Origin of the sequence: Alkalihalobacillus sp. NPDC127517 (assembly GCF_050276055.1) — a bacterium.
Taxonomy (GTDB): Bacteria; Bacillota; Bacilli; order Bacillales; family Bacillaceae_D; genus Alkalicoccobacillus.
This window is the reverse complement of the sequence record NZ_JBNNQX010000003.1, coordinates 256,183-276,802: the sequence shown is the minus strand read 5'-3', so window position 1 is coordinate 276,802 and position 20,620 is coordinate 256,183. Positions and strand designations below refer to the sequence as shown.

The following is a 20,620-nucleotide window of genomic DNA, read 5'->3' as shown; positions in this document are numbered from 1 at the left end:
ACGTGAGAGGACTATATTATGAACGACTTAAAACATGGTTACTCGTTTTTTTGGTCCTTTTAAGTTTAGTCTTAACTTGGTTTCTGTGGACCTACGAGCCTGATTTGATGGAACAAGATTCTGAAGCAGTTGAAGTGAATCGAATTGGTGAAAACAAGTCGATTGAGGATGTTATTCGACCGAGTAAAATCATTAAGCACCAATTTGGAGAAAGCTACATGGTGCTTGAGACAAATGATTTGTTTAATCAAATCTATGAAACACTTTTGAACGCAGAATTATATGAAACAAATCCTTTCCCGCCAACAGATGTTACAACAGGCATTGAGTTTGTATTTCCCGACCGAATCCCAATAAAAATGTTTATGAGTTTGTTTGGGGAAACCGGAGAAGAGGATGAGATGCCGTTACGTGGGGTCGATCGAATTCTACTGTACGATGATGGAGATGGCGTAAAGCTACAAGTGTATTCTTCTGCTGACAAGGCACCCTTTGAAATCTCTACAACCTTTCAGTCATCAGATCTAGACCGATTCCTAGATGATAATACAGCTGTTCCGGCAATGACTGTAAATGCTACGAATAGCCAAGCGGTTTTATTGAATCAGGAAAATATCTATATCCCAACCAATGCAAATGAGTATGCGCGTCTGCAGTATTCAACCGATCGGGTGCCGAAAGATGACATTACGCAAACCTTATTCCCTGATCCGAAAACGGTGCGAAACTATCGCCAAAGCAATGGGGAATTTACGTATACAGATGGAACACGAATTTTAAATCTGCGAGATAATGAGAACTTTATGACCTATCGGAACTCTTCTACTTCCGATTCATCCAGTTTATCAACCAGTATTCCGCAGACAAGCTTTGACTACATTAATAACCACAACGGGTGGACGAACGATTATGTATTAAGCTGGTGGCGAGAATCAAACGAGCGTGAGTCAGCCGTGTACCGGTTATATGTGAACAATCTACCTGTTTATAATTTCAAAAATAGCCGTGATAGCATGACGATAAGTGTAGATAAGTCAGGTACCCAGACAACAAGCTACATTCGACCTCTCCTTAAGCTGGATAATACACCAATCGATGAAAGTATGATCGAGCTGCAATCAGGTGAGAGTGTCATTGAAAAGCTTGAAGCGGCAGAAAACTTTGATCTTGAAAGTATTCAAGATATTCGAGTGGGATATGAGATGGTTGATCAAGATAACCAGCGTGGTCTCGTAACGTTTGAACCAGCATGGTATGTGTTCACTGATAATAACAGTAGCTGGCAGAAGGTTCCGGCAGAGGGAGGGGCAAATGAATTGGAGTAGAACCAAAACCGTATTCATTATGACCTTCCTTTTCTTAAACCTCTTCCTTGGTTATCAGCTTTATCAGGTGAATGATGAAAATCAACTGAGCTTAATTAGCGGGAACAGCACACAGGATCGATTACGAGAAAATCAAGTAAGCATCGATGTGGAGCTACCCGATGATTTAGAAGAAGTGGAGTACCTTGTTGGTCAAAAAGAAACGATGGAATCAGAAGATGTCGAATCCCTTGCACTCAACGGGCAAACCGCAGAGCTAAAGGATGAACAAACCCTGATCTCAACGCTTGATGACCCGTTTCCAATTGGAGAAGAGCGAGAGACCCTTAATCAATTTTTATCCGCTTATGTAACACACGGCGAACAATATCAATTTGTGCGAGAAGAAAACAGTGTCATTTACCTTGATCAAATTTTTGATGAATTGCCCGTGTTTACGAATCAAAACGAGCCCCTACGGTTGTTTGTGAACACAGATGATGAAGTGTATGCCTATGAACAAGAGTATTGGAATTTCGAGAAGCAAGGAGATCCAAAGGATACACTCATCAATTTGCGTGCAATTGAAACGTTATTTAACCAACAATATATTACTATGAATCAACGGGTGACGGACTTTCAGTTAGGCTACTATAGCTTTTTCAAAGAATCTCGAGTCTTTGCTCCAATCATGAAAATTGTCGTTGATAAAGGAGAAGATATCGGCGAGGTCACGTATCTCGTTAACGCCTTTGAAGGGATTGTGCAGGAGCAAGGGATCCTGGATGACGAAGGCGATGTCATTGATCCTGAGCTCGAGCAGCCAACTGATCTTGAACCCGATGATGAAGAGATGATAGAGGATTAACCGGAAAGGAGGCCACTTATGGCCTTGCGATTTAGTGTGTTGGCAAGTGGCAGTACAGGAAACGCCATGTATGTGGAAACACCCACACAGCGTTTGCTGGTCGATGCTGGCCTCAGCGGCAAAAAGATGGACGAGCTGTTTCAGGAAATTGATCGAGATCCCAAGGAGCTTGATGGGATCCTGGTCACTCATGAACACAGTGATCACATAAAAGGTGTCGGCATCTTCGCCAGACGCCACAAGCTACCGATCTACGCCAACGAAAAAACATGGAACGCCATGGAAAGCAATCTTGGAACCATTCCAGTTGATCAAAAATTCCATTTTAATATGGAAACCGTACGTAGCTTTGGTGACCTGGAAGTCGAATCCTTTGGCGTCTCCCATGATGCCGCCGAGCCAATGTTTTACGTGTTCCGCCATAATGGCCGAAAGCTAGTCATCGCGACGGACATGGGCTATGTGAGCGACCGGATTAAAGGAACGATCAAAGGAGCAGACATGTTTGTCTTTGAATCCAATCATGACCTCAATATGCTGCGAATCGGTCGTTACCCTTGGAACGTCAAGCGCCGCATCCTAAGCGACGTCGGCCATGTGTCCAACGAAGACGCCGCACTTGCTCTCACAGACGTAATCGGCGATACAACAAGCCGAATCTACCTTGCGCACCTTAGCCTTGATAACAACATGAAGGACCTCGCCCGACTCACCGTCGAGCAAAGCCTGCGTGAACAAGGCATGGGCGTTGGCGAGCAATTTGAACTATATGATACCGATCCATTAAAGCCGACCGCTTTGACGGTGGTGTAGAGATTAGGAGATCCAGCCGATGCTGGGTCTTTTTTGTTGTGGAGTGAGTGGGCGGGGCGGGAGGTGAGGTGGCCGGTGGTTTAGCAAGAAGGATGAGCCGAAGTACATCGCGTCTCATCCAACATACATCGGAAAAACTCCAAATACATCCGTTTAAAAGCAAAATTCCATACCCGCGCACCCTTATAAACAGGTAAACTAATCTCAAACCTATCATAAAGGAGAGAATATGATGACGCAGGCAATCCTTTCTCGTTTATATGATCAGATCGACCAATCAACTGACCGCACCACACACTTTGTCTCAACCAACACCCAGCTTGAAGGAATGATAACGAAGGCTCATACACAGCTCGCACAATGCATCAAAGACCACGGCACAGGCAAACCCGTACTGCATGAAGGTGGAATCTATCACGGAACCTGGCTTGAGAGCACCGGCACCATTAATGCGGAGATTCTCTCTCGCTTTTTACCGGACATTGCGCAACATACATTTGAACAATTCGCCACCTATCAACGCGCAGATGGACTCATACCCTATAAAGTAACGCCGGACGGACCGAATTACCGCCAAATCCAACTCGTCTCGCCGCTCGCACGAAGCGTCTGGACACATTACCAGCTTAATGGCCGTGACAAAGTATTCCTGAAAAAGATGTATGACGCAATGGCCAAATACGACACGTGGCTCACCACATACCGGAATACACGCCAAACTGGCTGCGTCGAAGCGTTCTCCACATTTGATACCGGGCATGATCGCTCACCTCGCTTCTGGCACGCACCTGATGTGCCGCATACAGGTGACGCGACCCAGTGTCATCCAGACTCACCGCATCTCCCGTTTCTTGCACCGGATCTCACGGCCAATGTATATTGCCAGCGTCTCTACCTAGCAAAAATCGCTACCGAGCTTGGCGATACCACTCATGACTGGATCAAATTCGCCGACCAAAGCCTCCACAGTTTGATGGAGCATTGCTATCATAATAAGGATCACTTTTTCTATGATCTTGACCGAAATAATCAATATGTAAAAGTACAATCCGATGTGCTATTGCGTGTGCTTGCCTGCGAAGTCGGAGATCACGACTTTTTCTCCGAAGCACTCAGCCGCTACCTTTTAAATACGAAAAAATTTTTCTCAGCTTACCCATTCACATCGATTGCGCTTGATGATCCGAGGTTCGACCCAACTTCAACGGCGTACAACAGCTGGTCCGGTACAAGTAATTTCCTAAGTCTGATCCGTGCACCACACGCCTTTGAAGCACATGGACATTACGTAGAACTCTCGTGGGTGCTCCAGCCGATTTTAACTGCGTTCGCGCATATGGACCGTTTCCCACAAACGCTTCATCCGTGGACAGGCGAGGCCGGCTTTACTGACGTCTATTCACCATCGATTCTGTGCCTGCTTGATTACACTGAGCGCCTCTCCGGTATCCTGCCACGACCAGACGGGGAGCTTTGGATCACCGGATTAACGCCATATCCATTCCACCAGGAGCACGAGCAGCACAATCTGGCCTACAGCAGACATCACAACCATCACGAATATGCGCTCACTCATATAAACGAAATCTGCACACTGTACAAGGATCGCGAGGAACTCGCCACATTCCCACCTGGCATTCGTCTGATCCTAAACGAAGCTGATCAATCAATCTCAATAGTCGGCATGTCCGTCCGCACCATCACGGGCACACTCACATACCAACAAACCGACTATCATTTTCAAATCAAAGGCAACGAAATCCAAACGCTTCAAGCGGGAGCCTGGGTCATAACCAACTCACCCGGCATTGTTCCACCAAGCTACGAGTAAAATCAAACCAAAGAACGGAGCAGAACTCATGACAACATTTCCAACGATCACAACCGAACGACTCATCTTAAGAGAAATCACACCCGCTGATGCGACATCTATGTACGAATACTTATCCGACCCTGAGGTCACCAAACAAATGGCTCTTGATCCCTATGAATCACCTGAGGCGATAGCAAATGAGGAGATTCGTTGGTATGACTCGATCCGCAAAGCCGAAACAGGTATCCGGTGGGGAATCACATTAAAGGATGAGAACATTGTCATTGGCAGCTGTGGGTTCTTGAACCGCGCCAAGCAACATAGTCGTGCGGAGATCGGATTTGAGCTCCATCCCTCTCATTGGCGCAAAGGCATTGCAAGCGAAGCGATCCAGGCTGTCCTCTCTTACGGCTTTCACACGTATGGACTGCAACGAATTGAGGCGATTGTGGACCCAGCAAACACTGGATCCAGACAAATCCTCCAAAAGCACGGCTTCATCGAAGAAGGACGCCTGCGCCAATACGAGTATGTTGCCGGTGCCTACCAGGACGTCCTCATGTTTTCTATTTTAAAAACGGATTCCTAACTAATCAGGTTTAACGCCCTCTCAAATGTGGAAACATGATCCTATACACACAATTAGGCTAAAAGCACCACCGCAATTTGCGTCTATTTGCATAAGTTCGCGTCATCTTTGTTGCAAACTATCTAAGCATTGTCAAAAATGTACAAAAACAATTCGTGCGACTAGACCCCGCCAAATCTAGCGGTATAATAGGATCAAAGCAAGACATTATACTCCCAGGGAGACAGAGAGGGGTAAGACAAGATGGGCTATTATGATTCGCAAGACCCAAATGACAAATCAACGCAGCAAGGACATTATTCATCCGAACCAAGACATACAGAACCACAGGAACGCTACCGTAAGAAGAAAGGCAAAGGGCGCACAGCACTTTCTGCATTTGGAGGGGCCGTACTCGGTGGACTGATCGTTGTGATGTCAACACCTGCACTTTCAAGCTTAGGCTGGCTCCCTTATGAGATTGATGGCAATTCACCAAATGAACAGGTGAACAGCACACAAATCGATAATTCCGAACCATCCCAAGCCGTTAACTTAAACGTAAGCTCTGGTATCACTGATGCTGTTGAGAAAGTATCAGACGCTGTGGTTGGCGTAACGAACATGCAGCAGGGCGATCTCTTTTCACAGCAGGAAGCTGCAGAGGGAACAGGCTCAGGTGTCATCTATAAGAAAGAAAATGGCAAAGCCTATGTTGTGACGAATAACCACGTAGTCGAGGGCGCAAACGAATTAAGTGTTACACTCACAGACGGAACAGACGTCCCAGCCACACTACTTGGCGCAGACTTAATTACAGATCTTGCTGTTCTGGAAATTGATGATGAGCATGTAGATACGGTTGCGACATTTGGTAACTCTGAAAACCTACGTGCCGGTGAACCCGCGATTGCAATTGGGAATCCACTTGGTCAAAGCTTTGCGAGCTCCGTAACACAAGGAATTATCTCTGCTACAGAACGTAGCATCCCAGTTGACCTTGATGGCGACGGACAACCAGACTGGAACGCAGAGGTTCTTCAAACCGATGCAGCCATTAACCCAGGTAACAGTGGTGGCGCACTGATTAATATAAATGGTGAAGTGATTGGAATTAACTCCATGAAGATTGCGCAAAGCGCCGTAGAAGGAATCGGCTTCTCGATCCCAACTGCAGTCGCTGAACCAATCATTAACGACCTAGAAACATTCGGTGAAGTGAAACGCCCTCAGCTTGGCGTTGGCATCCGCTCTCTAGCAGATATTCCTGCCCAGCACCGTACAGGCACACTGAACCTGCCGGAAGACATTGAAGCAGGAGTGGTTGTGACAAGTGTTGCTCCAAACTCTTCTGCTCAAAAAGCCGGACTACAGGAATATGACGTCATTGTTCAAATTGATGGGGAAGATCTAAACGAAGGCGCAGACCTCCGTCGTTTTCTATACACGGACAGACAAGTCGGTGACACCGTGAGCGTCACTCTATACAGAGACGGTCAAAAACAAGACATCGACGTCCAGCTACAAGAACCACAAAGCTTCTAATATAGATATCCACAAAAAAGCAGTGACCGATCCCCGGCACTGCTTTTTTCCTGTGTAAAAGGTTATCCACACCTATCCACAATCGTTAGGATCAGCTCCTAACCTGTGGTATAATATGCTAGAAAACGAAAGGACGGATATCTTATGTATTACGCATGCGACGAGCATATTGAGCTTGCCCTTGATGTGGTAGTTGATGAAAATGAAGTCTTCCCGGTCATGGAAAAGCTTACACAAGAACAAGCCTTATCCACAGCCTGCAGCTTCTGCAAAAATCAAGCCATTTACACCGTGACAAAATAATCAGATACCCACAATGTTGATATGTGGATAACTTCTGTGGATAACAAATAAAAAAGGAGCCATCAACACTGTGAATATCTCCATTCTAACGGTCGGAAAACTAAAAGAAAAATACCTCAAGCAAGGCATCGACGAGTACACCAAACGACTCGGTGCTTACGCCAAAATCACCATCACCGAAGTCCCTGACGAAAAAGCACCCGAGAACCTAAGCCAAGAAGACATGCGCATCATCAAACAAAAAGAAGGCGAACGCCTCCTAGCCAAAATCCCACAAGACGCCCACGTCATCGCCCTCGCCATCGACGGCCAGATGCAAACATCCGAACAACTAGCAGCCAACCTCAACCAGCTCGCCCTGCATGGGAAGAGTAAGATCTGTTATGTCATTGGAGGATCGCTGGGATTGTCTGACGAAGTATTGAAGAGAGCGAATGAGAAGCTGTCATTTTCTAAGATGACGTTTCCTCATCAGCTGATGCGGTTGATATTAGTGGAGCAGGTTTATAGGGGGTTTAGGATTAATAGGGGGGAGCCGTATCACAAATAGTGGTAAAACAAAAGGTTGAGATAGTAATTAGACAAGAAGTGTTAAATTGTTTGTAACCGGGTTATTAGAAGTTTTTATTGTAATTTCTCAGGGTATATTATAGAATGAACTAAGAAATAAAAATGTGTTGACATTAATATGAAATTTAGATATTATAATAAAGTCATTAAAAATTCGAGAAAAAATGTATATTTTTTATAGATATGTTAATACATTAATAATGGGACATATGAGCCCGGCTAAATAAATGGACGTATGAGCCATGGAAAAGAAAGTACTTAAAAGTACTTTCTTTTTTTTATGAGAAATATTTTCTTAATCCATAGTGTACTACGAATGTCTGCGAAAAATTAGGGTCATTACTTGCATCATCCCTATATCCCCAAGAGAAGTGGTAAACAGGCTTTCCCTTTTTAGTTTTTCCATGTTTCCATGAGTTCCCGACCACACCAAACTTATATAGTTGAACCATAGTTTGCTTCAAGTTAGTTATGTTTGGATAATCGTCGATATTTTGATTGTAATGATCTTCTATTTTTTGCAAGTTTAGATTTAATTTTTTTATATCATTCAGTAACTTTACACCTTCAAGTATAGAATTTTTATTTTCATGGATACTTATCTCATTCTCAAGTTCATTATAGAACCATTTGGAATATGTCTGAGAGCATTCTTTAAAGAAATTTGGTTCAAAATGAGTAGCCTCAGGGTTACTCTTAATAATTAAATTAAGGTATTGTATAATGTCTCTTGGCCGCCCGAAACTATAGTTTAACAAATAATCTATTATTTCCTTGTCATATAAATTCTTAGGGAAAAGCAACTTATACAATGTGTCTTTATCAACGCCTGAATACTCTGGAACAGATTTTTGTATTTTGTATAAAACCATTTCCATCAGTGGATGATCTGCCGGAGATTTATAGTTTTTAGCGATCCAATAAAGTTTAACTTCACCTTCAGTTGTTAGTTTGTTTGAGTTGCTAGAGTGCTTATGAATTTCGTCTATTATGTCGCTTCTTAACAGAACTATAATCTTTGTAGAAGTTTTTTTGAGTTTACTAAATTCAATATTGAGTTCTTTAATAGTTTCTAGCATTGATTTCAATAATTTATAGTAATTTGGGGACTCACTAACACGTTCTTCAATTTCGTCTAGATCATCGTAAATTAATACAACTTCACTCTTCTTCTTTAAGCAGTCGAATACTAACTTCTTTAACTGTGAGAGTAATTCGTAATATTGCTTTTGTCCATAATTTTTACTGCTTGAGGTAGTATCTTCTGCACCAGCATCTAATTGTTTTCCTTTTGTCTTAAACGCTGTTTTAAGGGTGCTTTTTTTAGATTTACCTTTATTGAAGTCTACAAGTTTAAAAATATCATCAGGGTATTTTGTGCTTATAAAGTTCTTTAATTTTCTTTCTGCTAAAAAAGGAACCTTATTGCTATATTTCTTTTCCTTTACTAAAACTTGTCCAATTTGAATTAGAAAAAACCACTTCCAAAATAATGAACGCTCTTCTTCTTGAAACTCTCTATATTCTAAATCAATTAATCTTTGTAATTTAAAATCTTCCTTTTTAAAGACTCTGCAGTAAAAATTTTTATTATTATTTGTTTTTTTACAATATAATTAGCCAGAATAGTTTTCCCTGTCCCTTTTCTTCCAGAGATAATAAACTTTTCAGGTTGCATTATTTCATCAAATTTACTGTTTTTAGTGTAGAAAAGTTGTTCGAAATTATCACGTGATGACTCTTGTTCACCATCAATGTTTCCAATATACAGTTTGCTCAATGGAACGCTTGCAGACAAATATTATACCCCCTTATTTCAATCATTGGTATATTATAGCATAAAAAATATTGGTAGTTATGCAATATAAAGAACATATATTCTTAGTAATGTAATAATCGTTGTGATTATATATTATGATTTAAAAGTTCCTTTCTTCTAACCTTTTTAGTGCCTGATCATATTCAATGTTTTTTCTCTTTCCTTCCAAACCTAACCATTAAATTCTATTAATACTGTATTTTACTCCGTAAAAATCAACGGCTTTACTCCATTATCTTGAAGAGTAGTCATAAACAAATTTTCAAAAGATAATGGAGGAGATACACTTGCAGCGAACATAAACACATTAACCATTTGAAAGGGGTATAATCTATTTATGTTATACGACAAAAAATATGATAAAATAGGAAGAAAGTTGGAAGTTCCAAGAAATGTTTAGGGGGATTTAATAATGACTGTAAAAGCAGATATAGATTTTCAGAAAGACTTATTTGATGCGGCGACTAGGATGCGAGGAAGTATCACTCCATCAGACTATAAACATTATGTATTACCATTGATATTTCTACGATATGTATCATTACGTTTTGATAAGCGTAGAGCACAAGTTGAAGTAATGGTTAATGACCCTGAGAGTATTTGGTATTCAGATGACCAAGAGGTAAGAGAAAGTATTCTCAATGACCCAGACCAATACAAATCAGAAAATGTATTTATGGTTCCAGAAGAAGCAAGGTGGTCTTATCTGGTAGAAAAAGCTAATGATAGTAATGTTAAAGGTATTTTAGATAATGCTATGAAATTAATTGAACAAGAAAATCCTGAGTTAGAAGGGATCTTACCACGTATTTTTCAAGGCTCTAACTTACCAGCAGAAAATGTTGCAGGATTAATTGAAGTATTCTCAAGAGATGTTTTTAGTGCACGTCATGAAGATAGTGTCGATGTACTGGGCCGTACATATGAATATTTTATTGGAAATTTTGCTTCTAGCGAAGGAAACAGAGGAGGAGAATTCTTCACACCTTCATCAATTGTAAAACTTCTTGTTGCAATGATGGAACCAATTGAAGGAACAGTGTTTGACCCGGCTTGTGGTTCTGGAGGAATGTTTATTCAGTCAGAAGCCTACTCAGACAGAGGAAATGCGCTGTCATTTTATGGTCAAGAAAATGTTGAAACAACTTTACGATTAGGAAAAATGAATGTTTTATTACATGGAATGAACGCTGAGATTCGACTAAGTGATTCTTTATTAAATGACCAGTATCCTGACTTAAAGGCTGATTACGTTATTGCTAATCCACCATTTAACGTTGATACATGGGGAGCAGAAAGAATTTCAAAGGACGACCCTCGTTTAATTGGTCCAGTTACTAATGCCAATGCTAACTATATGTGGATGCAGCACTTCCTATATCACTTAAAGGAAGGTGGAACTGCAGGTTATGTTATGGCAAATGGAGCCATGACTACTAATACAACTGGTGAAAAAGAAGTCCGTCAAAAGTTAGTTGACGACCATCATATTGATTGTATAGTTCAATTACCTGAAAAACTATTCTTCACGACAGGAATACCATGTTGCTTGTTTTTCTTAAGTAAGAATAGGGACGGGGCTAATGGATATAGGAAACGTTTAAATGAAATTCTTTTTATTGATGCTAGAAAAATGGGCTCACTGGTTAGTAGGAAGCAAAAAGCGCTATCACAAGAAGAAATTGGAGAAATTGCGGCCGCTTACCACCAATATCGTAATTTAGATGGTGAATTTATAGAGGAAACAGGATTCGCCAAAGTAGCGAATATTGAAGTTATCAAAGAAAATAATTATAAATTAACTCCGGGTATTTATGTTGGTACTGTTCAAGAAGAGGAAGATAATGTTCCATTCGAAGAAAAATTGGAGGGATTGAAAAATTCCCTTCGCGAACAATTTGCTGAAAGTAATCAACTCCAAGAAAAAATCTTGAAAGATTTGGAGGAGTTAGTTTGATTTTTCAAAAAGTTAAATTAGGTGACGTAATAACGTTTAAGAACGGTAAAGGGATTAATGATGAAAAAAGAGATAAAGACGGGAAATATTTGATATATGGTTCAAATGGGGTTATTGGAAAAACCAACGAGGTCTTAGTTGAAGGGAAAAATATTATAATAGGCAGGGTTGGAGCGTACTGTGGATCTCTTAGATATATAGATCAACCGTCTTGGATAACGGATAACGCTATTTATGGGATTTCTAGTGAAGAGGTTGACGATAGATACATGTATTTGCTTTTAACTACCTTAGATTTAAGGAACTATGCTGGGGGAAGTGCGCAGCCATTACTAAATCAAACTGTCTTAAAAAATATTTCAGTCGATATTCCCAATAAAACAATTCAAACCAAAATTGCCGATATATTATTTAACTTATTGGATTTTATTAAACTTAATAATAGTATAAATGAGACTTTAGAGACATTAGCATTAACGCTTTACAATAACTGGTTTATAGATTTTGGACCGTTCCAAGACGATGAATTTGTTGAATCTGAATTAGGTATAATTTCTAATGGGTGGGAAGTAAAGAAATTAAAGGATATCTCAAACATCCTAATGGGACAGTCACCAAAATCGGAATTCTATAACCAAATAGGTGAAGGATTACCATTTCATCAAGGTGTTACGAATTTCGGTAATAGATTTCCAACAAATACAACGTATTCTTCAAAACTTTTAAGAGTCGCTCAGGAAGGGGACTTTCTTATTAGTGTAAGAGCACCTGTAGGAAGAATAAACATTGCTCATACCAAAATGGTTATAGGTAGAGGTTTAAGTGCAATCTCATCAAAAACAAATACACCTTCATATTTATTATATACACTCAAAGTAATATTTAATGAAGAGGATAGGTATGGTTCTGGAACTATATTTAATTCAATAAATAAAGGGGAGTTAGAAAACCTAAAGGTTATTGTGCCAGATCAAAAAATAATGAACGAATATGAAGATAAAGTATCCAAAATTGATCAGTTGATTAAAATGAACCATGAACAAACGATAATAGTAACTAACACAACGGACTACCTTCTTCCACGTTTAATATCGGGGGAGATAGATATTTCAGAAGCAGCAGAAATAGTAAAGGAGGTTATTTTAAATGAGCAACCGGAGCCGTCTGTATGAGTCTGATTTTGAGGAAACAACGATAGAGAGGCTAAAAAATTTAGGTTATGACTACATTCCTGCCTATGAGTGGGGTTCACGCCCGTCATTAGCAGATGTTGTTATGGAGGATAGGTTGGAAAAGTATCTTTTTGATACTTTTCCGTCCTTTCCAAAAGAACATATGCCAGCATTAATATCTCAGATTACTAATGTAGACGGAGTTACAGTTGAACAACGAAATGAACGCTTTCATGAACTGTTAACAAAAGGTTTAGATTTCAAAATTGAGCAAGAAAATGACGAAGATCTGTTTTATCATATTTCACCTATAAATTGGGATAAACCGTTAGATAATGACTTTGTGGTAATGAATCAATTGGCCATAGAAGGAAGAATGTCACGACGCCCTGATATCATTGTTTATATTAATGGATTGCCACTAATCCTTTTTGAACTTAAGAGCCCTTATATAGAAAACACCACTGTTCAGGACGCCTACACACAAGTAAGAAATTACACCTACGATATAGCCCAACTATTCAATTACAATGCATTTTCTATTATCTCAGATGGAACGACAACTTTACATGGAATGCCCTTTGCTCCAATTGAATTCTTTGCTGCATGGAAATCAATTGATGGAGTAAGCATTGATAATAATATAGCGAATACAATGAAAACCCTTATAGAAGGTTTATTTCAAAAAGACCGTCTACTAAACTATATTCGTAATTTTATCGTTTTTATGGACAATGGTAAAATAAAGGCAAAAATTGGAGCCAAGTATCATCAATTTTTTGGTGTGAACTTTGCTGTCCAAGAATCCATTCGAGCAACAAGACCGAATGGAGATAGAAAAATTGGAGTTATTTGGCATACTCAGGGATCAGGTAAATCAATATCTATGTTATTCTTTGCCGGTATCTTAATTCGCCATAGTGAAATGAAAAATCCAACTGTTGTGATTCAAGTAGATCGAGCCGACTTAGACAATCAATTACATGACACTTTTGTTGAGGGAAAAACCCTCGTAGGTCATGTCAAACAGGCTGAATCTGCCAGTGATTTAAGAGAACTCTTAAAAAATGAATCTGGTCAAATAATATTTACCACTATTGAAAAGTTCCGTTTGAAAGAGGCTGAAGGTGTTCATCCAGTTCTTTCTGAACGAGAGAATATTATCGTGATAGCAGATGAAGCGCATAGAACACAGTATAATGATGCTGGATATGCAGGCCATATAAAAACGGCTCTACCCAATGCCAGCCATATCGGTTTTACAGGTACTCCGGTTGATTTTGCAGGAAGAAGTACGAATGAAATATTCGGTCATACGATTCATACCTATGATATGCTTCAGGCAGTTGAGGACAATGCAACAGTTCCAATTTATTACGAATCGCGCCTGATTAGATTAGGGGTAACTAACGACGAAATAGACAGTCAAATTGACGAGTTAGGAACTGGTGAAGGTAATGACGAACTTGAGAAACATCGCAGAGCATGGGCGGCTCTCGCAAAGTTGGCTGGAACTAAGGAACGTGTCGAGGAACTAGCCAAAACAATTATTGATCACTTTGATGAAAAACAATCGGTAACACCTGAAGCAAAAGGCATGATTGTATGTATGAGTCGTGAAAACTGTGTTGCTCTTTATAATGAAATGCGAAAACTACCAAATTGTCCACCAGTTGAAATTATTATGACTGGTGATGTATCAAAGGACCCAGAAGAGTGGCGCCAAAAACAAGAGGGTAGTGATTACTCACATATAAAATCTAAAGAGGAGCAAGAGACCGTAAAAGCAAAGTTACGTGATTCAAAGGACCCGCTCAAACTTGTTATTGTTCGGGATATGTGGCTTACTGGCTTTGATGCAAAACCTTTAACTTATCTGTATATTGATAAGCCTATGAAGGGGCATAATCTTATGCAAGCAATTGCACGTGTAAACCGTGTATTCCCCGGTAAGCAAGGTGGGACAATTGTAGACTTTATTGGGATTGCAACCCAACTAAAAGAAGCAACCAAAAAGTATACGGACAGTGGTGGTAAAGGAGATCTAACCTTTGACATTGAGCAGGCAGAAGTTTTATTTTGGGGCTTTTTACACGAAGTAAGAGAACTTATCCCTCAAAAACTTTATCCAAATAACCTGTCCTTAAATGAGTGGAGAGCATTACCAAAAGTTGAACGGGAAGATTTTATTGCAGAAGTGGTTAATCACTTTTTAGATGGTAAAGAAAAGGTATTTTTAGAAGCGCATGTCAAACTTGCTAAATCCCATAAACTTGTTTCTCACCTTGCCTCTGTAACTGCAGTTTCAGGAGAAGTATTATTATATGACATTGTTAAAACACAACTCCGCAAAATATCACAACCAATTGGTGGAGACGGCCAGAAGGATAACAATTATGAAAAGAAATTAGGACAAATAGTAAATGAAAGTGTAAGTTCTTATGGGGCCTTGGATCTCTTTAAAATTGCAGGAATCGATAAGCCTAACATATCAGTACTAGATGATGCCTTTTTAACAGGGTTAGTTGAAAAACCCCATATTGATTTACGAATGAAATTGTTGAGGCAACTTTTGGAGGATGAAATTAAGGTTAAATTTAAAAAGAAGAACCCAAAAGGTAAACAGATGAGTGAAATGTTAAAGAAAACGATCGAAGAGTATCACAACAGAGTAATATCAGCAGCAGATGTTATTCGCTTTATGGTTGAGATGAGAAATAACTTAGACGAAGAGACAAAGCGACGAATGGATTTAGGGCTTACTGAAGAGGAAGTAGCGTTTTATGAAATTATCGCAAATATGGAAAACGCTACATTCGACAATCAGTTTATGGCAGGTTTAGTCCATCAAGTTGTGAAAAACATGAAAAAAGAATTTCAAATTGATTGGACCAACCCACACCGCCAAGATATCTTATCAAAAGTTAATCTCGCAGTAAAGGCAACATTAATGAAAAATAAGATAAAGCCAGAGCAGTTGAAGTTTTTGACCAATGCCTTTGTAGAGGAAGCAAAGGAACAGTTTAAAGATTGGCCAATTGATGCATAAATTACTAAAAAAAGGAGGGAAGATTTCATATGGAATTAGGACTACTTAGTAAATTTTCTATGTTTCTTTCCTCTTATTTTCTACTTTTTTTTGCTGTCGCAGTAAAATATGACTTTAATAATATTACTGTTGGAATGCTTGCCGTATCTTTATTTGGTGTTCTATACACATTAATTATTATTAAGACGACAAGGGTTAATAGGGACTCTAGAAAAGTAATTCAAGTTAATGCTGAAAATGAAAAGGTATTAAGTTATTTAGTAACGTACCTTCTGCCATTTCTAGGGTTTAATTTAGCAAATTTAAGTGACTCTATAGCACTAATTATCTTATTTATAGCAGTAGGATTACTATATATAAAAGCCGATTTAATTTTTATTAATCCAGTATTAATGGTATTTGGTTACAATATCTATTCCGTTACCTTCGAGAATAATCAGAAAAGGATATTGTTATCGAAGAGGACCATACAAGAAATAAGGAACACTCAAAAGACCACTTTTTATGAATTAAAGGATCGTTTTTTAATTGTTGAGATTACGGAAAGAAGGGGTTAACTTGAAAGATATCTCAAAACAAATTCTTTCACAGATATATAATGCAGATACAGTAAAAATATACTTTGTAAATCCTCAATATAACGAAGAGAACAGTTACAAAGTGGCAAAACTTAATATAAACGATAGTGTGATTGAGGCTGCAAAGGAAATTATTTCTTCATGTGTGCAAGGTTTTTCAGAAAAAGAAGAAATCGCCATAGAAAAGTTGGACAAGCAGGATGAAGATTATGTGGTTACAGTACCATTAAGTGAAGTCGATTTCCTTGAAGAATGTATTAACGATTTAAAAAATGAGAGATATGAATCTTTTCATGCACACGACTCTACTGATTTTTTGGAAAAGTTAAAATTCTATGTACTTGAACTCAGTCATAATGGAGAAAGCCACTACTTTATCAGACGTTATTCATGTAATAAACTGATGGCACCAAGACAGGTACTTCTAGTGAGAAAAGAAAATACTTTTGAGCATGTAAAGGACAATAAGGTATTTACACTTGAAACAGCGATTGACGCTTTTGTACAAGGAAATAAGGTATTCGTTTTACGGGATAAACAATTTTCTCAAATGACGGGCTATTATAAAAAGGAAAGAGAAAAGGCAGATAAAGTGCTAAATGATATTGGCAACCTTAACTTAGTTAATGGTTTTGATACATTAAAAGAACACTGTGAACAACGGATATCCTATGTAAAAAAGATAAGTAAAATAGACCAGTCATCTGTTAACAAGATTACCTTTAGTAAAGTTTTAGAATTGAAGCAATCTAGGGGTATTGATTTTGTAGTCGACGAGGGTAGTAAAACAATCTCATTCGAAAGCGATTCCCAATTAAAGAATGTTTTGGACCTTTTGCTTGATAATTTTTTAATATCTGAAGTTACTGGAGAGCCATATAGAGCCTTGAATAAAAGGAAAGATATCAAAACTGCCTAACCATTCTTAATAAGTAGTGGAGGGAATTATTTGAATTTAGAAGAATATAAAAATATCAATGATAGTTTCGCTGGTATTCGTGAGCAAATGCAACAGATTAACAGGTTAACTAGTGGAATAGATTTTAGCCCTATGTTAAAGGCACATAGAGAAATGCAAACAATTGGTTTTACAGCAAGTAGAATGGTTGAACAAATGAGAATGCCGCTAATTGAATTGCACAGAAATATGCAGATAAGTGGCGCGCTAGACGCAGTTAATCAATTAAAAAGAATTCAATTACCCATTATTAATATTCAAGATACAATTAGATTATCTGGGATAAGTGAATCTATTTCTTCTATCAACCGACTTTCAGGAATAGTTCATACGAGTTACTTTACAGATATCTCTAAATTGACAAAGGCAATGAGTCAAATACATTCCAACCTCGATCTTTCTAGTATAAGGCACTCTATCAGTACTATTAATAGTATAACTATGCCGGTTGTGGAATTAAGTAAGCAAATTCAAAGTATGAGTTTGGCTAATTATAACCTAAATACATTAATTCCGGATATAAGTCATGTATTAGAAAGTATTAGAGAAAAATCTATTAATATTTCATCAGTTGATATTTCATCAATAACTGAGAAGTTAAATGTTATATCATTCGAAGAAATAAGTGTCGAAGAGGATGGTACGATCAATTACCAAAATGAGTGGTTTACAAGAGAAGAAGTTCAGGAGATCGTTAACAAAGCAATAAATGATAGTTGTTTGCTTCTCCAGCAGGAAAGCAAGGATATAAACGTAGTAATTGCAGAAATACAAAAACATAAGCAGCCACTGTATCAACAGATTCTACTTAACCTTATATGTGGTGTAATTCTCTTTCTTGCTACTCCATTAATGCAAACAGTACAAGATTCTATTACAACTATAATGATTGAAAACAAAACGAAAATAATCAAATTAATCAAAGAAGAATACCAAAGTCTAAAGTTAGAAGTAAGTGAACAAAATCATATTAGACTAGTAAAGACTGAGAGTATGTTTGTACGAATAACCAATAAGAAAAATGCACAGCCAGTAGGAAAAGTTAATTTCGGAATGGTTGTTCAAGTGCTTTATAAAAATAAAAACTGGTCATTGATTGAGTACGAAAATGAAAATGAAGAAATTGTTACTGGTTGGGTTTATACTCGGTATTTAGAGAAATTAAATAAATAAAATTATGTCATTTCTGAAAAGGGTAGTTTCATACTACTCTTTTTCTTTTTTAAAAAGGTAATCTTGTATTGGTGCACAACTGTTTACATGGGAATTTTTCATCATTAAGATAATGGAGGAGATACTCATGAAAAAAGAGCACTTTAAAGTTGAAGGAATGGACACAGAATTTGTTGAATTTCGACACAAAGAGCATAATATTTTGTTCACAAGATTCGAACGTATTAGGTTTAAAGGAGAAAAAGTTAGAGAAGAGGCCAAATATTTATACCTTATTTATATTTTTCGTAAAAAGCATAAGGTAGTAAAAAATAATGATGAAAAGGCAATGGGCCCCTTTAACATAATTTGTTTTAATCAGGTCTATCATACCTTCGATTCAACAATATGTAGATGCACTACGTATGCCATACAAAAATAAAAGAGAAAAACTTGCTACGATAGAAGAAGAGAGACTACTAGTTCGTTCAATTTATGTTCGATTTGAAGATGTAATTAATGCAATTACAAGTATCTCAAATGAAGAAGAAAGTGAGGAAAGAGATTACGTTAAAAAAATCGTTACAGAGACATACGGTGATATATTTAGGAAGATACGTTGGATTTTAGATGAGGAAAATGATGTCGATGAGTTATGGAATTTTGTCTCGCCATTTCATAGATCTATTAATAAAAGGTGGGATGAGTTAGAAATTGTAATTCATGATAAAGGAATTCAGGCCGTAATTAGGGGAGAAAGTGTTACTCATCTCTGGATTAATATATTGCGTTGGATTGAGGAGCATAAACTCCCATTATGATATTGCGTTGCAACCGGTGCATATTAACCGTAGAAAATTCACAACAAGCCGAGAGTATCAATCTTTGTTAACAGGAGAAACGTATTATATTGAGGCAAAGATTAACACAGAGCGTGCTATGCTTACTATTATAAAGATGCTAGATAAACTAGGAGTAAAAGCATATACGCCACTATTAAATAGTAAAAGTTAAATAACAAACTAATTTCTAATTAAATGAATCAGATTTTAAACGCATTGATGGAATGAAAAAATCATATTCCCCAATTGACAAAACCCCAAAACTTTCATAACATTGTGAAATACATATAACTTCATATCTTATCCAGAGTGACTGAGGGACAGGCCCGATGACGTCCGGCAACCATCATGTGTGACATGAAAGGTGCTACTTCCTGCAGAATGATTTCATTCTGAGAGATAAGTTTTTTATTGAAACGCCTCTTTCTGATGAAAGGGGCGTTTTTTGATTGTTTATTCAACTATGCATCTACATAAAAGGGGAGAGTTTACATGATGAAAAGACATGCTCGTTTGACTCAATCGGTTGTTGCGGTTCTTGGTTTGGCGGTTCTAGCAGGTGGGTGTTCTGTTGGAAATACCACAACAAATGAACAGGTCATCTTAGTTGGTACGCAGAATGATTACCCACCTTTCGCGTTTGCGGATGAGAGCAATGAACTAACTGGTTATGATATTGAGGTGGTCCAGGAGATCGATAAGCGCTTGGATGGCTATGCGTTTGATTTTGTGGCGACGCCTTGGGATAGTATGTTCCTGGCGCTTGAATCCAATAAGATTCAGGTAGTGGCGGATCAGGTGGCGAAAACGCCTGAGCGTGAGGAGAAGTATTTGTTCTCAGAGGAGTCGTACTTTGCTGCGGAGACGGTGATTGTGGTGAAGTCGGGTGAAGAGGATATTGAGATGATTGAGGATCTAGAGGGGAAAAAGGTCGGGGCGCTCGCTGGGGATTCGTATACGCTGTTGCTTGAGGAATACAACAAGGATGCGGAGAACCCAATTCAACTGGAGTACAGTGAGAGTGGTACACCTGCTGAGATCCTGCAGGACGTTCAGAACGGGCGCGTGGATGCGTATGTAAATGATCCAATTATGATTGATACGGTGCTCGATAAATATGACTTAGATGTTGAGATTGTGGGTCAGTCGTTAGTGAATGACAATATGGGCATTGTGTTCGCACAGTCGGAAGAGGGCGAGGAGCTACAGAAGCTAATTGATCCGATCTTAAAGGAACTGAAAGAAGACGGGACGCTTGCCGAGCTTTCAGTGAAGTGGACAGGTGGAGAGTATATTCCGGAATAGAGTG

The 20,620-nt window shown here is 38.7% G+C and carries 18 protein-coding genes, 1 pseudogene and 1 riboswitch; of the genes and pseudogenes, 17 read left to right on the top strand and 2 right to left on the bottom strand.

What is annotated here, in order from left to right:
• The first annotated feature begins 2 nt into the window (after positions 1-2).
• The 8 genes from ACQKKO_RS05540 to rlmH all read left to right on the top strand — a co-directional run bounded on the left by ACQKKO_RS05540 (position 3) and on the right by rlmH (position 7,764).
• On the top strand, positions 3-1,325 hold the full coding sequence (locus ACQKKO_RS05540) for a YycH family regulatory protein (protein WP_498645115.1): 1,323 nt from the start codon (positions 3-5) through the stop codon (positions 1,323-1,325).
• Positions 1,312-2,172, top strand: coding sequence for a two-component system regulatory protein YycI (locus ACQKKO_RS05535; protein WP_498645113.1), 861 nt, complete (start codon positions 1,312-1,314; stop codon positions 2,170-2,172). The genes ACQKKO_RS05540 and ACQKKO_RS05535 overlap by 14 nt, the downstream gene beginning before the upstream one ends.
• A gap of 18 nt (positions 2,173-2,190) precedes the next feature.
• Complete coding sequence (locus ACQKKO_RS05530; protein ID WP_203087576.1) at positions 2,191-2,985, top strand: MBL fold metallo-hydrolase; 795 nt, start codon at positions 2,191-2,193, stop codon at positions 2,983-2,985.
• Positions 2,986-3,217: 232 nt separating this feature from the next.
• Positions 3,218-4,816 carry an MGH1-like glycoside hydrolase domain-containing protein gene (locus ACQKKO_RS05525; RefSeq protein ID WP_498645111.1) on the top strand — a complete coding sequence of 533 codons (1,599 nt, stop codon included), beginning with the start codon at positions 3,218-3,220 and terminating at the stop codon, positions 4,814-4,816.
• A 28-nt stretch (positions 4,817-4,844) separates the two neighbouring features.
• Positions 4,845-5,387, top strand: a complete 543-nt coding sequence (locus ACQKKO_RS05520; RefSeq protein ID WP_498645109.1) for a GNAT family N-acetyltransferase — start codon at positions 4,845-4,847, stop codon at positions 5,385-5,387.
• Between the two features lie 243 nt (positions 5,388-5,630).
• Complete coding sequence (locus tag ACQKKO_RS05515) at positions 5,631-6,911, top strand: S1C family serine protease (protein ID WP_498645107.1); 1,281 nt, start codon at positions 5,631-5,633, stop codon at positions 6,909-6,911.
• A 144-nt stretch (positions 6,912-7,055) separates the two neighbouring features.
• Complete coding sequence (locus ACQKKO_RS05510) at positions 7,056-7,214, top strand: CxxH/CxxC protein (protein WP_498645105.1); 159 nt, start codon at positions 7,056-7,058, stop codon at positions 7,212-7,214.
• Between the two features lie 70 nt (positions 7,215-7,284).
• Positions 7,285-7,764: a 23S rRNA (pseudouridine(1915)-N(3))-methyltransferase RlmH gene (gene rlmH / locus ACQKKO_RS05505; RefSeq protein ID WP_203087581.1), complete on the top strand. Its 480-nt coding sequence runs from the start codon at positions 7,285-7,287 to the stop codon at positions 7,762-7,764.
• A gap of 298 nt (positions 7,765-8,062) precedes the next feature.
• Here the strand turns inward: rlmH and ACQKKO_RS05500 are convergent.
• Positions 8,063-9,322 (bottom strand): annotated as a pseudogene (locus ACQKKO_RS05500) (P-loop ATPase, Sll1717 family); the annotation flags it as partial.
• Positions 9,319-9,582 (bottom strand): hypothetical protein, encoded by a 264-nt coding sequence (locus tag ACQKKO_RS05495; protein WP_498645103.1) that lies wholly within the window; start codon positions 9,580-9,582, stop codon positions 9,319-9,321. The gene ACQKKO_RS05495 and the pseudogene ACQKKO_RS05500, both read right to left, overlap by 4 nt.
• A 433-nt stretch (positions 9,583-10,015) precedes the next feature.
• On the opposite strand from ACQKKO_RS05495, the gene ACQKKO_RS05490 reads away from it, so the two are divergent.
• The 9 genes from ACQKKO_RS05490 (at position 10,016) to ACQKKO_RS05450 (ending at position 20,616) form a co-directional block, all read left to right on the top strand.
• Positions 10,016-11,560, top strand: a complete 1,545-nt coding sequence (locus ACQKKO_RS05490; protein ID WP_498645101.1) for a type I restriction-modification system subunit M — start codon at positions 10,016-10,018, stop codon at positions 11,558-11,560.
• Positions 11,557-12,732, top strand: a complete 1,176-nt coding sequence (locus ACQKKO_RS05485; RefSeq protein ID WP_498645099.1) for a restriction endonuclease subunit S — start codon at positions 11,557-11,559, stop codon at positions 12,730-12,732. Before ACQKKO_RS05490 ends, ACQKKO_RS05485 begins: the two co-directional genes overlap by 4 nt.
• The gene (locus ACQKKO_RS05480; RefSeq protein ID WP_498645097.1) at positions 12,707-15,781 is read left to right on the top strand and encodes a type I restriction endonuclease subunit R; all 3,075 of its coding nucleotides are present in this window, start codon (positions 12,707-12,709) and stop codon (positions 15,779-15,781) included. The genes ACQKKO_RS05485 and ACQKKO_RS05480 overlap by 26 nt, the downstream gene beginning before the upstream one ends.
• A 29-nt stretch (positions 15,782-15,810) precedes the next feature.
• Positions 15,811-16,338 (top strand): KwaA family protein, encoded by a 528-nt coding sequence (locus ACQKKO_RS05475; RefSeq protein WP_498645095.1) that lies wholly within the window; start codon positions 15,811-15,813, stop codon positions 16,336-16,338.
• 1 nt (position 16,339) lies between these two features.
• Positions 16,340-17,278, top strand: a complete 939-nt coding sequence (locus ACQKKO_RS05470) for a Kiwa anti-phage protein KwaB-like domain-containing protein (protein WP_498645093.1) — start codon at positions 16,340-16,342, stop codon at positions 17,276-17,278.
• 30 nt (positions 17,279-17,308) lie between these two features.
• A complete protein-coding gene (locus ACQKKO_RS05465) occupies positions 17,309-18,490 on the top strand; it encodes an SH3 domain-containing protein (RefSeq protein ID WP_498645091.1) in 1,182 nt (393 codons plus the stop codon).
• Positions 18,491-18,617: 127 nt separating this feature from the next.
• Positions 18,618-18,911: a hypothetical protein gene (locus tag ACQKKO_RS05460; RefSeq protein ID WP_498645089.1), complete on the top strand. Its 294-nt coding sequence runs from the start codon at positions 18,618-18,620 to the stop codon at positions 18,909-18,911.
• The gene (locus ACQKKO_RS05455; RefSeq protein WP_498645087.1) at positions 18,895-19,290 is read left to right on the top strand and encodes a hypothetical protein; all 396 of its coding nucleotides are present in this window, start codon (positions 18,895-18,897) and stop codon (positions 19,288-19,290) included. The genes ACQKKO_RS05460 and ACQKKO_RS05455 overlap by 17 nt, the downstream gene beginning before the upstream one ends.
• Before the next feature lie 318 nt (positions 19,291-19,608).
• Positions 19,609-19,717, top strand: a riboswitch (SAM riboswitch).
• 86 nt (positions 19,718-19,803) lie between these two features.
• Positions 19,804-20,616 carry a transporter substrate-binding domain-containing protein gene (locus ACQKKO_RS05450; protein WP_498645086.1) on the top strand — a complete coding sequence of 271 codons (813 nt, stop codon included), beginning with the start codon at positions 19,804-19,806 and terminating at the stop codon, positions 20,614-20,616.
• The last annotated feature ends 4 nt before the right edge of the window (positions 20,617-20,620 follow it).

Excerpts from the sequence above, each read along its gene's own strand:
- ACQKKO_RS05530 (WP_203087576.1), top strand. The coding sequence starts at position 2,191 with ATGGCCTTGCGATTTAGTGTGTTGGCAAGTGGCAGTACAGGAAACGCC.
- ACQKKO_RS05510 (WP_498645105.1), top strand. The coding sequence starts at position 7,056 with ATGTATTACGCATGCGACGAGCATATTGAGCTTGCCCTTGATGTGGTA.
- ACQKKO_RS05535 (WP_498645113.1), top strand. The coding sequence starts at position 1,312 with ATGAATTGGAGTAGAACCAAAACCGTATTCATTATGACCTTCCTTTTC.
- ACQKKO_RS05460 (WP_498645089.1), top strand. The coding sequence starts at position 18,618 with ATGAAAAAAGAGCACTTTAAAGTTGAAGGAATGGACACAGAATTTGTT.
- ACQKKO_RS05525 (WP_498645111.1), top strand. The coding sequence starts at position 3,218 with ATGACGCAGGCAATCCTTTCTCGTTTATATGATCAGATCGACCAATCA.
- ACQKKO_RS05490 (WP_498645101.1), top strand. The coding sequence starts at position 10,016 with ATGACTGTAAAAGCAGATATAGATTTTCAGAAAGACTTATTTGATGCG.
- ACQKKO_RS05450 (WP_498645086.1), top strand. The coding sequence starts at position 19,804 with ATGATGAAAAGACATGCTCGTTTGACTCAATCGGTTGTTGCGGTTCTT.
- ACQKKO_RS05515 (WP_498645107.1), top strand. The coding sequence starts at position 5,631 with ATGGGCTATTATGATTCGCAAGACCCAAATGACAAATCAACGCAGCAA.
- ACQKKO_RS05480 (WP_498645097.1), top strand. The coding sequence starts at position 12,707 with ATGAGCAACCGGAGCCGTCTGTATGAGTCTGATTTTGAGGAAACAACG.
- ACQKKO_RS05475 (WP_498645095.1), top strand. The coding sequence starts at position 15,811 with ATGGAATTAGGACTACTTAGTAAATTTTCTATGTTTCTTTCCTCTTAT.
- ACQKKO_RS05520 (WP_498645109.1), top strand. The coding sequence starts at position 4,845 with ATGACAACATTTCCAACGATCACAACCGAACGACTCATCTTAAGAGAA.
- ACQKKO_RS05455 (WP_498645087.1), top strand. The coding sequence starts at position 18,895 with ATGCCATACAAAAATAAAAGAGAAAAACTTGCTACGATAGAAGAAGAG.